Source organism: Sphingopyxis terrae subsp. terrae NBRC 15098, assembly GCF_001610975.1.
Lineage (GTDB): Bacteria > Pseudomonadota > Alphaproteobacteria > Sphingomonadales > Sphingomonadaceae > Sphingopyxis > Sphingopyxis terrae_A.
In genome coordinates, this window is the sequence record NZ_CP013342.1 from 178,818 (window position 1) to 191,853 (window position 13,036).

General features: G+C 59.7%; 9 protein-coding genes and 4 pseudogenes. 5 read left to right on the plus strand and 8 right to left on the minus strand.

What is annotated here, in order from left to right:
• Positions 1–127: 127 nt before the first annotated feature.
• Positions 128–1,450 carry an Ivy family c-type lysozyme inhibitor gene (locus AOA14_RS00840; protein ID WP_039575466.1) on the minus strand — a complete coding sequence of 441 codons (1,323 nt, stop codon included), beginning with the start codon at positions 1,448–1,450 and terminating at the stop codon, positions 128–130.
• A 687-nt stretch (positions 1,451–2,137) separates the two neighbouring features.
• On the opposite strand from AOA14_RS00840, the gene AOA14_RS00845 reads away from it, so the two are divergent.
• The gene (locus tag AOA14_RS00845) at positions 2,138–5,074 is read left to right on the plus strand and encodes a TonB-dependent receptor (protein WP_054588702.1); all 2,937 of its coding nucleotides are present in this window, start codon (positions 2,138–2,140) and stop codon (positions 5,072–5,074) included.
• Positions 5,075–5,320: 246 nt separating this feature from the next.
• On the opposite strand, the pseudogene AOA14_RS00850 reads toward AOA14_RS00845, so the two are convergent.
• The 6 genes and pseudogenes from AOA14_RS00850 to AOA14_RS00880 form a co-directional block, all read right to left on the minus strand.
• Positions 5,321–5,713, minus strand: a pseudogene (locus tag AOA14_RS00850) (integrase core domain-containing protein); the annotation flags it as partial.
• Between the two features lie 99 nt (positions 5,714–5,812).
• A pseudogene (tnpC, locus tag AOA14_RS00855) lies at positions 5,813–7,395 on the minus strand (IS66 family transposase).
• A 70-nt stretch (positions 7,396–7,465) separates the two neighbouring features.
• Entirely contained in the window at positions 7,466–7,819 is a 354-nt protein-coding gene (tnpB, locus tag AOA14_RS00860) for an IS66 family insertion sequence element accessory protein TnpB (protein WP_062900420.1), read from the minus strand.
• Positions 7,816–8,220: an IS66-like element accessory protein TnpA gene (tnpA, locus tag AOA14_RS00865; RefSeq protein WP_081997356.1), complete on the minus strand. Its 405-nt coding sequence runs from the start codon at positions 8,218–8,220 to the stop codon at positions 7,816–7,818. Before tnpA ends, tnpB begins: the two co-directional genes overlap by 4 nt.
• Before the next feature lie 125 nt (positions 8,221–8,345).
• Positions 8,346–9,493 (minus strand): IS3 family transposase gene (locus AOA14_RS00870; RefSeq protein WP_202988351.1). Its coding sequence is split into 2 segments (ribosomal slippage): positions 8,346–9,235 and positions 9,235–9,493, totalling 1,149 coding nucleotides; the frame shifts between segments, so codons are not numbered across the junction.
• Between the two features lie 51 nt (positions 9,494–9,544).
• A pseudogene (locus AOA14_RS00880) lies at positions 9,545–9,895 on the minus strand (IS481 family transposase); the annotation flags it as partial.
• Between the two features lie 6 nt (positions 9,896–9,901).
• Here AOA14_RS00880 and AOA14_RS00885 point away from each other — a divergent pair.
• Positions 9,902–10,250, plus strand: a pseudogene (locus AOA14_RS00885) (integrase core domain-containing protein); the annotation flags it as partial.
• A 197-nt stretch (positions 10,251–10,447) separates the two neighbouring features.
• On the opposite strand, the gene AOA14_RS19050 reads toward AOA14_RS00885, so the two are convergent.
• Positions 10,448–10,924 carry a helix-turn-helix domain-containing protein gene (locus tag AOA14_RS19050; protein WP_081997358.1) on the minus strand — a complete coding sequence of 159 codons (477 nt, stop codon included), beginning with the start codon at positions 10,922–10,924 and terminating at the stop codon, positions 10,448–10,450.
• A gap of 364 nt (positions 10,925–11,288) precedes the next feature.
• Here AOA14_RS19050 and AOA14_RS00890 point away from each other — a divergent pair, with 364 nt between their 5' ends.
• The 3 genes from AOA14_RS00890 to AOA14_RS00900 all read left to right on the plus strand — a co-directional run bounded on the left by AOA14_RS00890 (position 11,289) and on the right by AOA14_RS00900 (position 13,028).
• The gene (locus tag AOA14_RS00890) at positions 11,289–12,125 is read left to right on the plus strand and encodes a DsbC family protein (protein ID WP_082665251.1); all 837 of its coding nucleotides are present in this window, start codon (positions 11,289–11,291) and stop codon (positions 12,123–12,125) included.
• A 184-nt stretch (positions 12,126–12,309) separates the two neighbouring features.
• The gene (locus tag AOA14_RS00895) at positions 12,310–12,624 is read left to right on the plus strand and encodes a hypothetical protein (RefSeq protein WP_054588705.1); all 315 of its coding nucleotides are present in this window, start codon (positions 12,310–12,312) and stop codon (positions 12,622–12,624) included.
• Positions 12,625–12,761: 137 nt separating this feature from the next.
• Entirely contained in the window at positions 12,762–13,028 is a 267-nt protein-coding gene (locus tag AOA14_RS00900) for a type IV conjugative transfer system protein TraL (RefSeq protein ID WP_054588706.1), read from the plus strand.
• The last annotated feature ends 8 nt before the right edge of the window (positions 13,029–13,036 follow it).

Below are 13,036 nucleotides of genomic sequence, written 5' to 3' on the forward strand. Positions count from 1 at the left end.
GCCAAATGTCATCCCGCTCTAACTCCTCGCCCAGCCAATGATATCTACGGCGGAAAACTCTAACCGCAACTGGTCCAGAATTCAGGTGGCAGAGCACCTGAAATGGAGGCGGCGCCGTTCTCACAGGTCAGAGCCGCACGCATCCCCGCAGGGTATCGCGCAGCACTGCAATTGAATTGCTGAGCGAGGCTTCGCCTTCCAGCCGCCCGTTGATACGTAGCATCACCGTCCCGCTTTGCTGCATGAGCAGGGGAACAAGTTGCGTACCCGTCACGCCGCCGATCCATTGAGTGCCGTTCGCATTGGCGCGCTGAACGGATATGCTAACGAGCCGACCGGAGAAGTTCCACGTCATCGTCATCGCATTGTCGGCGGAGGGCTTGTTGAGCAGCATCGCCATGTAGGGCTTTCCGCCTTCACAATAGAGACTGAGGGCTTCGATGTTGGGCGATGCCGCGGCGCTCACATAAGCCATGGGCGCGCGACCTTGCACCGGTACAACTTCCCAGGGTGTACCGGGAAGCGGCACTGCCGTTTCGGGCGGGCTTTTGTCCAACAGCGTCTTGATTTCCGGCGCAATCGGCAGCCTAACGCCCGAAGCAGACGGATAAACTGTTAGCTTGCCGCGCTCCCAAAGGCCCACCTGCACCGCACGGCGCGCCGGGTCTATTATTATATAGGCCTGCTCCACACCGCCCTGATGCTGCGCATTGCCGGAAAGATAGTAATAGTTCCCAGCCCGCTGCAATGGCGAGACGGCTGAGAGATTGGTCCGCAGCGCAGCCATCTTCGGCCCCATCCGGGCCTTCAATGCCGCAGCCAAGGTACCCTTATCGAACAGGTCGATATTGTCCTTGGCGTAGCTTCCCGGATATTTGCCGACGAGGCTGGCGAGATTGGTCCATTCCGCTGGAATGCCTTGCACGGCCACCGCCGGCTCAGGCCGTGGCGGCAGTGGCGTGCCAGCAAGAGCGCTGCCCTGGCAGAGCGTGAACGGGCCGCCACCCGTGAAGGCCGCATGGAAAGAAGCCGGGCGTTGGCCGCGCGGCAGATCGGATTCAAAGCGGATGACACCGCGCTTCTCGTCGTCGTTCACATACATGAGAACCCGACCAAAATCATTGCTGCTAACTGGAAAGGGAAAAAATACTGCCATGATGCCGTCATAGCTCTGGCCCATGAAGGTGAGAGCATATTCCACCCGAGGGGGCTTTATTTCCCGACCATTGGCGCGGAACGTCATGCCCTTTTCATCGATGGTTACGCGCGGTTCCTTTGAGCAGTCGCCGCGCGGGGCGTAGCTGCCAAAGATATGGTCGACGCCCTGATCCTTGAAGCTGGATAGTGGTAGCGCCTGCGCACTTGCGGCAGCAATCGTGGCAATCGCACAAGCGGCAAGACCTACACCCGAAAGGCGGATTGTGGACGGCATGTGAAATGGCAATGTCATGTCGAATCCCCATCGAAGTGGTGACGGTTTTCGCGCGCACATGGCTCAGTCACGAGGTAAATTGGTGCGCCGGTCGCCTTGATCCTATTTGGCCAACAGGATAGCTGACTTAAGGGATGGTTTGGTTCTGGTCATGGATGCCCCCACGTGAAAGCCCTGCCCGGCAGGGACCGTGACGTGGTTAATACGATCTTGATGACTCTAAAATGAACGGGAAGGAATAGGTGAACTGACCTGACCCCCTGGTTTCCACCAGCCGGGATCAGAGCCCGGCCTTTTGCACTGCTATCCAACTTTCGACCACGCGGGTCATGCGCTCCGGATCGGGCATGCCGTACCGCAGCCGCATCCAAAAGTCGTCGGCGCGCGCTCGACCGCGCCAAGGCTGAAGCGCTGACAGCAAGCATCGGATGTATAAACTGATATCTTCGGATCTGAGATGGCACACCTCCCACCGCCCCGAGCAAAATAATAAAGTGCCATAATAAAGTTCTTTACCAAATGCCGAAAAACTGCTCATCTTCCAGCCGAGCGGCGAGAATCTTTTCCTCTCCGGAAATCTCCTTCTGGCCACTCCTCAAACTCGGGGCAGCTCGGCGAGCTGCCCCATTTTTGAACATCGACAATCGGGGACAAGGACGGGTTCGCGCAAGAAGCGAAAAAATCGAGACAGGGAGAGATAGGGTGATGAATAAGAAAGCCTATTGGTTGGCAAGCGCCGTCGTGATGGCGTTGCCACAGGTCTCAAATGCTCAGGAAGTCATAGCCGAAGAGCCAGATGGCGGTGACAATGTCATCGTCGTGACAGCGCAACGTCAGGCGCAAAGCTTGCAAGACGTACCGATCGCTGTCAGCGCATTCAGCGCTGAGGCGCTTGAAAGCCAGCAGATCGAAAATGCCTCGGATCTACAGCTGACGCTGCCCAATGTATCTTTCTCGAAAGGCAATTTCACCTCAGCTTCATTCACTATTCGCGGCGTTGGCGACCTGTGCGTCGGCGTCACCTGCGATGCTGCGACCGCAATCCATGTCAATGGATCCCCCTTGTTCGGAACACGCCTGTTCGAGACCGAATATTTCGATCTGGAAAGGATTGAAGTCCTTCGCGGACCTCAAGGCACCCTGTTCGGCCGGAATGCGACCTCCGGGGTCGTGAATGTTGTGACCGCGAAACCCAAACTCTCCCGTTTCGAGGCTGAAGCGCAATTCGAGTATGGCAATTTCAACAGCATCGAAGCGCGTGGCATGGTCAACGTCCCGATCGGGGATATGATCGGCGTGAGGCTGGCGGGCATATATGTGAACCGCGACGGTTATACGACGAATCTCTATGATGGATCGGACATCGACGCTCGGGACCTCTATGCGTTGCGAGGCTCCCTTCGTTTCGAACCCGGTCCTGATACGACGATCGATCTCATGGGCTATTATTTCCGGGAAAAGGACACGCGCCTCAGAAACCAGAAACAAACGTGCCAACGCGATCCATTGGGCGTGCTCGGATGCCTGAACAATCGACGTGATTTCGATACCACGAACGCAAATTCAACGGTCGGTGCGACGCTCAGTTCATCCGAGTTCTTCGCCATTCAGGGCATTCCCGCCGTGCTCGGCCTCGGCAGCCTTTATGGCCCTGATGGGTTTTCCGGGTTTCAGGAGCCTGGCGATGTGCGTGTCGTCAACACGGCCTATACCCCTTTCTATTTTGCCGAAGAGCTACAGGTGCAGGCGCGCCTTGAGCAAAAATTCGGCGCGATGACCCTGACGGCCACCGGCATTTATCAGGATACTGAAGTCGATTCCAGGCAGGACTATTTTCTTGGAATTCAAAGCCGTGCCGGTTTCGCCCCGGCGCTCAATACGTTGGACTTTTTTGCGGCTAACGGATTACCGACAGGTCTTGCTCCGCCGGCGCCAGCCTTCATTCCCGGCTCTTCGGCCTATTTTTCGCCGATTGCCGGCGCTCTAATCCCGGACGGTCCGCAGGGCGTGCTGTGCACGTCGGATAATGATGATGGAAGCAGAGGCGCTTTCGAAGGGAACTCGCTGTGTTCCGAAACGCCGCTTTCTTTCGATCGATCTTCGGAACAACGCGAATCGTGGAGCGGAGAGCTCATCCTCACGAGTGACTTCGACGGGCCGTTCAATTTCCTGTTGGGCGGAATTTACGCGAAATCGAAAACCACCGACAATAGCTATTATGTGAACTCGTTTGCGCTCGATTACGCCAGTGCCGTATTGGGTTCATTCGGCTCCTTGTCGGGCGGCCTTCCGCCATCCTATTTCGCGACGTCGATGTATCGGAACAACTCGCTGGAATCGAATCTAGAGAGCTATGGCATTTTCGGCGAGGTCTATTTCGATCTAAGCGACCGGCTGACGTTGACCGGGGGGCTGCGTTACAATAATGACAAGAAGGATGTGACGGCGCGTACGACGCTGATCAGTTTCCTGAACCCTTATGCCAATGATGGAGATCCGTTCGATACCCCGATAACGCCCCTCACCGGGCCGTCTGGGCTTTTCGATGCCGACCCGGGGACGCCGGGCCAACAGCTCGCCCAGTTTCGCGAAGTAAGCTTCGACGAAATTACCGGACGAGCAGTTCTGGCCTTCGAGGTTACGCCGGACAATTCACTCTATGCATCTTATTCTAGGGGTTACAAATCCGGCGGGATCAATCCTCCGCTTTCTCCGATTTTCGCCGTCAGCGAGAGTTTCGGCTCTGAAACGATCGATGCCTTCGAGATCGGCTCCAAGAACGTCTTCGCAAACGGCGCGTTACAACTCAATGCCACCGCATTTTACTACAAATATAGTGGACTGCAGCTCAGCCGCATCGTGGCAAGAACGTCCGTGAATGACACGGTTGACGCCAATATCTGGGGTGTCGAACTGGAGTCTGTCATCAGGCCGGACCCGAACTGGCTTATCAATCTGTCCTTCAGCTATCTCAATGCCAAGGTCGCCGGCGATCAATTCTTCTCCAATCCGCGTGATCCGGGCGGCGGGGATCCTGATGCCGTGATTATCAAGGACATCAGCAATGGTGCGCACTGCGCTGTCACGGGACCTGCGCCTGGCGTTGCTGATGCGTTCGTTGCGGGCGTAAATGCGGCTCTCGGCCTTCGCGCACCGCAGGAATTTCCTTCGGACGGCAATATCGCCTCCAGCGGCGCGTTCGGCATTTGCGGTGTCCTCGCGAGCGCTATCCCTGCGAACAGCGGGATCCAGGTATTGAGTCCTGGCGTCGAGGTTAACATCAAGGGCAACACATTGCCGCAAGCGCCGAATGTCAAGGTCTCGATGGGCGTGCAGTACACGGCAGAGGTCGGGAATGGTATGACACTCGTCCCCCGCGTCGACATTTCCATGACCGGAAAGCAATATGGCAATATCTTCAACGGCAGAATTAATCGCATCCAACCTTTCGTACAGGCTAATGCAGTTTTGCAGTTGAATGGTGCCGACGAGCGCTGGTTTGTCCGGGGGTTCGTTCAGAATATCTTCGATAGCAACTCAGTTACCGGACTTTATGTCACCGATGCATCTTCCGGTAATTTTACAAATATCTACACGCTTGATCCGCGGCGTTATGGTGTCGCGATCGGCGCAAAATTCTAATGCTTTAGCTGTCCCAATCGATCGGGAAAAATTATACCGCATGAAAATCGCGGCGTCGGAGGGCCAGTAGCAGGCCCTCCGACGCCGATTTCATGCGCCAATTGCAGTCTTGGGCGAGGAATGGGTGTGAGATACGTCCGGCGTGCGCACTGCGGAAACTTGCGTCTCGCGCGAGCGATATGGGAGGCACATTGGCTCCTGCCCCTCGAATCTGACCGGCCCCCACCGAGTGGTCCGCGTGGACTGTTAGGTGTTTAGTCCCAGCATGTGATGGAGTGGTTTCATATTGAAGATATCTGGCTTGGATTTCCGGAGCTCTTCGATGGCCTCGTAGGTTGTCTTGAAGCGCAGAGCCTTCAACTGCTTGGCGAAGTTGTAAGCGACGAGCCAGTCGCGGACATGGCGGCGCAGTTCATTGATCGACGTGTAATGGAAGGATTTGACGGTGGCCTCCTTGATGGTGCGCACCATCCGTTCGGCCTGGCCGTTGGTCCATGGGTGATAGGGCTTGGTGAGGCGATGCTCGATGCCGTTCTGCTCGCAGACACGGCCGAAGATATGGCCGATCCATCCCAGTGGGCCGCCTTGGTCCCGCTGCACGAACTGTACGCCGTTATCTGTCAGGATGGTGTGGATCCTGGTAAGTGATAATTTTCCCCCACGCGGGGCGGACGGGCGCGGGCTTCGATTAGAAGCTGGCGCCTAATTTCGTTGTATCTAATTTCGATCGTGCTTTGCTCAGGCGGCGTTGGCGGTGGCACTCGTTTCGAACGTCATTTCGGCGGCCTTTGTATCGACCCAGTTCCCAGGTAGCAGGTCATCGATGGGCTCGCCGTCGCCGCGGGTGACGATGCGGGCAAGGACGTCGGCCAGGTAGGCGGCGGGGTTGATCGCACCCAGCTTGCAGGTCTCGATCAGCGACGCGATCGCCGCCCAGTTCTCGGCGCCCAGTTCGTGGCCCGCGAACAACGCATTTTTCCGTTGGAGTGCGATCGGCCGCATCGACCGCTCCACCGGGTTGTTGTCGATGTCGATCCGGCCATCGTCGAGGAACCGGACGAGCCCGGCCCAGTGGCTCAGTGCATAGTTGATCGCCTTGAGGGTCGGCGAGCCGCTGAACATGCGCCGGCGCTTGGCGTCGAGCCAGTCATGCAGCTCGTCGACGATCGGGCTGGACCGCGCCTAGCGGACGGCAAGGCGCTCCTCGGGCGTGCGACCGTGGATCTCGCGCTCGATGTTGTAGAGCAGCCCGATCCGGTGCAGCGCTTCGGTGGCGATCGGCGCGCCATCGCCCTTGCCGCCGGCGTCGAAGAAGCCGCGGCGAACATGCGCCCAGCAATAGGCCAGCACCGAGGGTCCGCCGGGACGTCCCGCCTTGCCGAACTGGCCATAGGCTTCATAGCCATCGACCTGCAGGATGCCGTGATACTCGCCGAGGAGCTTCGCCGCCCACATGCCGCCCCGGCCCGGCATGTAGCTGTAAACGATCGCGGGTGGATCGACCCCGCCATGCGGGCGGTCGTCGCGGACCATCGCCCACAGGTAGCCCGTCTTCGTCTTGCCGCTGCTCGGCGCCAGCACCATCGCGGTGGTCTCGTCGACGAACAGGCGATCGCTCTTCAGAAGCTCCGCCTTCTGCCGGTCGACGATCGGCTTCAGATAGCCCGCCGCGCGGCCGACCCAGCCCGCGAGCGTCGCGCGATCGATCGTCACGCCCTGGCGCGCCAACATCTGCGCCTGCCGGTAGAGCGGAAGGTGATCAGCGTATTTCTTGACGAGGATATCGGCGAGCAGCGCTTCCCTCGGCAGGCCGCCCGGCACCACATGCGCGGGAGCCTTCGCCTGCGCGACGCTATCGCCGCACGATCGGCACACCATCCTCGGCCGCACCGTCACGATGACGCGATATTGGGCGGGGATGATGTCGAGTCGTTGGGACCGATCCTCGCCGATCCGGTGCAGCGCACCGCCGCAGCCCGCGCAGCAGCCGGCCTCCGGCGCGATCTCGATCTCGTGACGCGGAAGATGCGCCGGCAGCGAGGCGCGGGTTCGTCCGCCGCACGCTTGCGCCGCGGCGGCGCGATGCCGGTGGCTTCCTCGCCCTGTTCGACCAGCAGTTCGGCTTCGGCCATCGATACGTCGCGATCTTCGAGCGCCAGCGCGAGCTGGCCGCTGTCGATCTTCTCCGACCGCTTGCCGAAGTGCATGCGATTGAGGACATCAAGAAGGTGCTGGAGCCGGGCGGAGCGGAGCCGTTCGGCGATGATCATCGCCTTTAGTGCCTCGACGTCGTCGGGCAGCTCTTCCACCCCCTCGCTCATGGTGCGGATGGATACATTATTTCGCGGTTTTCTGCCCGTTTTGTGCGGCAAGACGAGTCATTTTCACGGCCTATAACGCCATCACCGGACGCGCCACACGCGGGGCATGAACACGCACCCAGTCGAGCCCTTCGATCAGCGCCGAAGCCTGCGCCGCGGTAAGGCTCATCACCCCGTCGCCGAAGCGCGGCCAGCGGAACGTGCCCGTCTCGAGCCGCTTCGTCACCAGCACCAGGCCGGTCCCGTCCCATAGCAGCAGCTTGATCCGATCGGCGCGCTTGCGGCGGAACACGAACATGATTCCGGAGAAGGGGTCGCGGTTCAGCTCGTGCTGCACGAGCGACGCCAGGCCCACCATTCCCTTGCGGAAGTCGACCGGCTTCACCGCCACCAGCACTTTGAGTGGTCCCGGCGGGATGATCATGTCGACACCTGCACCGCGAGCAGCACCCGCTCGATATGGTCGGCAGTCACGCCGTCGGGAATGCGGATCGTCATGCCCTTGATGTTGATGCGGATCTCGGCGCCGCTGCCCTGCGCCTTCGGCTCCTCGACCATTGCCGGAACGAAGGCCGGCGCGTCGTCCGATTCCATCCGTTCGCGCGCTTCCCGGCGCCAGGCGTAGAGCTGCTGCGGCAGGATATCGTTCCGGCGCGCGATATCCGCGACGTTCGCCCGCGGCGCCATACTCTCGGCGATGATCCGGGCCTTCGCTTCCGGCGTCCACTGCCGACGCTCGCGACCCGCCGGGATCACCTCCATCGGGCGAGCACGACCGTTCCCGTTGCTTTCGAAGCTACTTTCGAACGTCGTTACATCGCCCATCGCTAGTTACGCTCCCGATACAGAAGGCGCGCAACATAACGATCTCAGAACATTCGAAAATGTGGGGGTAAATTAGCGCTTACGGTGGCCTGCTGCCGGTTTGGTGGACACCGAGATAAGTTCATTCAGGCTACCCCAGCTTCACGTTCGAAGTCGATAGGACTGAGGTAACCCAAGGTCGAGTGACGCCGGGTCGGGTTGTAGAAGCATTCGATATAATCGAACACGTCGGCCTTCGCCTGCGCCCTCGTGCGGTAGATCTTCTTCCCGATCCGCTCGGTCTTGAGCGAGGAGAAGAAGCTCTCCATGGCGGCATTATCCCATACATTGCCGGACCGGCTCATTGAGCAGGTGACCCCATTGTCGGCCATGAGCCGCTGGAACTGCTCGCTGTTATACTGGCTGCCCTGATCCGAGTGATGCAGGAGAGCATCGGGCTTGCCGCGCCGCCAGATCGCCATGATCAGCGCATCGGTGACGAGCTGGGCTGTCATGTTGGGAGTCATCGACCATCCGACCACCCGGCGCGAGAACAGGTCGATCACCGCAGCAACATAGAGCCATCCCTCGGCCGTCCAGATATAGGTGAAGTCGGCCACCCACTTCTGGTTCGGCCTGTCTGCCGTGAACTGGCGATCGAGCACGTTGCCGGCGATGACCGAACGATCGCCGTGATCCTTGGGAAGCCCGCGTCGCCGCGGCCTCGCTCGCAGACCCTGCGCCCGCATGAGCCGTTCGATCCGGTGCAGGCCGCAGGACACCCCATCGGCCAGCAGGTCGTGCCAGACACGGCGCGCGCCATAAGTGCGATAACTTCCTACATGGCTGGCACGGACCTTCGCACCGATCACCTCGTCGTCGCGGGCACGCTGCGACGGCGGGCGGATCAGCCAGGCATGGAAGCCGCTTCGCGAGACACCGAGCGCCCCGCACATCCATGCCACCGGCCAGATCCCTCGGTGCTTCGCGATGAACTGGAACTTCATATCGAGTCCCTCGCGAAGTAGGCGGCGGCTTTTTTTAGGATGTCGCGCTCCGCCTTCAACTTGGCCAGCTCGCGCCGCAGGCGATCGATCTCCATCTGCTCCGGCTTCATCTGACCGTGACCGGGAAAGGCATGACCCGGATCGGCGGCAAGCTCCCGGACCCATTTACGCAGCACGTTCGCATGCACATCCAGATCGCGCGACGCCTGCGCGATCGTCACCCCGCGTTCGCGGACCATCCTCACCGCCTCAAGCTTGAACTCGCGGCTGAACTTCCTTCTTTGCATTGTGGACCTCCGATAGGTGGAAACACCCTATCTCGGTGTCCACCAAACCGGCAGCAGGCCACGGATCCTGTATGGCACCGTCTTGATAAGCACGCGCAGGAACGCTGCCGCGGCAAGCTTGGTCGCCCGGCGATAGATGCGGGCGAACACCAGCTTCGAGGTGCGGTCCACTTCGACATAGAGGAAGCCTCTTCCGCCTTCATAGCGCAGTTCCGCGATATCGACGTGGAAGTAGCCAATCTCATATTTCTTGAACTTCTTCGGCTTCTCCCGATCGGCTTTGGGCAACCGACTGATCCCGTGGCGTTGCAGGCAACGGTGCAGCGACGAGCGTGTCAGGTGTGGGATCACGTCCTTCAGCGCGATGAACACGTCGTCGAGCGGCAATCGCGCCTGCACCGGACACCGGATGTGTTCGAGGTGCTGGAACGGGGCTGCGCGCAAGTGGGTTATCCCGCCTCGATCAGGGCTGACAATGGCAGCGAATTTTATCTCCCGCGAGCTCGATCTGTGGGCCTACATGAAGGGCGTGACGCTCGACTTCTCGCGGCCTGGCAAGCCCACCGACAACGCGTTCATCGAGAGCTTCAACGGCAAGGAATGCCTTAACGCCCACTGGTTCATGAGCCTGGATGACGCGGTGCGAAAATGCGAGGCTTGGCGTAGGGACTACAACGAGGTACGACCGCACAGCGCGATCGAAAACAAATCACCGATATCGCTCATGTTGGCATCAGCGGCACATGGCCCGCCCTGATGTCAGCACGCTGGAAGGCTGCCAGCAGGGCGGTCCAGAAACGGGTAGCAGCTCAGAAGCCATCGAGTATCTTGGCAAGTTCTGGACGATCCTGGGATGTCGGTTTGCCCCGAACTTCGTCGTTCTGATCGCAATGCAACTCGGGTACGCAAATCCTTGTCCCTGGTTCACTTGACAAATTTTCAGAAGTAGCAATTTTAGCTCCTATCCTGAGTAGCAGGTAAAGATTGTGCTGTTCTTGACTGATTTTCAGCAGGGACTCGAACCTCGGCGCGCAGAGGTTCCTGGGCGCGTTCAAATTCGCCGCGGTGTGCAGCCCATCCTGCTCGTCTGCCGATATGAGTCCAGATCAGATATTCGATGTCGGCCCATTCGAATGGCGCTGGATCGATCGACGAAGCTTGGCTGTAGTCAGGGTCCAACAAGGGAAGAAGGACGAACGCGGGCGCGAGACGGAGCGCCGCTGCGCAACGTAAATGGTCATCGAGCGCCACGGCCGGGTTACCGCTCTCGATCTCTCGTAGCCAACGAACGCTCAATCCAACTCTGCGGGCAAGATGCTCCTGACTCAAGCGACGGCGAAGACGCTCGCTTTCGATGCGCCGCCCAGAGAACTCCTTGAGCTGATCCAGCGAAGCGACGCCGCCCTTCTCGCATGTCCTGGTGTCCGACATGAGCTTCCGTCCGAATAGTATGTGGTGCGCTAGCGCTCCATGCGAGGCTGGCTATCGCTGAGCGACACAGCAAGTAGAGATGCTTTCAGTCTATTAGCTTCGTTCATCTTCAAGGATTTCAGTCTGTGTCGCGCCTGACGCAATTCCCTTCAATTCATTGATTCCAATATGAAAGTTGGAATCACGATGCTCGGCTGCGGCACAATCGTGCCGCCTTGGGGAACGCGCCTGCCCTCACGATTGCCGCTGGCTCACAGCGCGTCCATCTATCCCTCCGTTCCGACCGGCTGACTTATCACTGGCTGCCTCATCGGACGTTCACGCAACCCACATCGAACGGGCGCCGTCGCGCCAGGGAGGACTCATGTCATGCGATTCCGCGAACGATCGTGCTGCGCCTCGATTCCGGTTATCGTCATTATCGGCGAACGGCCCCTTCAAGAAACCTGCCGTCTTACTGGCGGCGGCCGCACTTCTCGCCTCGCCGGTCGTTTGTGCACAAGAGAAGACGGAGAAGGTGTTGCTGGCAAAAGCCGCAGCGGAGGCGGAGCAGCAACTCAAGCAAACCTTCACAAATCTCCAGTTCGATGATTTCGAACCGGCGCCGGTGAAAGGCGCGATCTATCAAGCGAGTGCTGGCGGCCGGATCGTCTATTATGCGCCCGAGAGCGAGCATCTCTTGTTCGCGTCGATCTTCGACAAGAACGGCGTCAATCTGACAGCCCTCGCGCAGGAAGCCGGCATCTCCAACCGTCTGAAATCGATAGACTCCTCACAGGCGCTTGAAATCGGCCCCAAGGATGCGCCGACGGTGATCGAATTTACCGATCCCGACTGCCCCTATTGTCGCGCGCTTAATCGATATTGGGCAGCGAAGGCCGCCGAGGGAAAACCGGTCCGGCGTCTCATATTCTTCGTGAGCGGCATTCATCCGGAAGCCGCGGCAAAGTCCGAGCACATCCTGTGCTCAGTCGATAAGGCGGTAGCCTTTAAAGCCATCTATTCGGGTGCCGCGCCGACAGCGCTGCGAACCTGCGCTGAAGGCCGCGGAAAGGTCGAAGCTCACGCCAAAGTGGTCAGCGCCGCTGGTGTCAGCGGGACGCCGACCTTGATCGCGGGCGGCAAGCTCATCTCCGGATTTCAGCAGGCCGAGATCGAGGCCTTTCTATCCTCGGCGAAGACCAACCGTGTCTCTCGCTGAATTCCATCTCTTCATGGCGGCTGCTCGGACGCAGAGAGCATCATCGCTCTCGGTCCCAACGCACCGGAATGCCGGCGGCGACGCCCCTTCGGGCCGTCCAGCACCGCCGTCGGCCGACAACGATCACCATCGATGCCGGCAGGCAGAGTTCAGGGCGGCCCAATGCCCAAGAAAGCAATCATTCATGGTCAAAAAACTTACCAGAACCGTACTTTCGGCCGCCGATGTCGGCGTACCGGTCCTGCTTCTGTCGCTCCTCGCGGCAAGCGCCCACGCCTTTACCGCGCCCGTGGCGGGGGATCTCGGCTACGACATCTACGACATTGTCGTGAACCAGGGTGTCAAAGGCCCGCTCGGCTTCGTCGGGGGCGTCGCCGCCTTCCTGTTCGGCGTGTCGCGACTGTTCAGCAATATCATGATCGGCATCCCGACGATCGTCGCTGCCGTCTGCCTCATTAAGGCGGACAGCATCCTTCAAACCTTCGGCATGGTGATCTGACGGCATCGGAACGTGGGCAAGCATTCGGGTTCCACGCTCGCCCACGTTCCGGTCACCGGGAGGAAGTGCTCCCGGACCCTCGTCTTCGCTTTCGATTTGCTTCGCTGGTGAGGACCGTAGCAGGAGGAGAAGGGTCGATGGACGAACGCTTGCCCCAATATCTGCACAAGCCGGTTCAGATCCTGTGGTTCGGATCGGACGAGTTCGTGTTGGTGGTCACCACCATCTTCGTCGCCGTCATCGTCGGCGGACTGGTCGGTTGGGCGTTCATCGCGGCCCTTCTCCTTTTCCTGCCATGGAAGCGCGCGCAGCCGCGCGGTTTCCTCGCCCATCTCGCATGGCGCTGGGGGATGCTTCGCTTTCGCCATTATCCGGGTCCGACCCAAACCCGATTTTACGAGTGAGGCCGCAG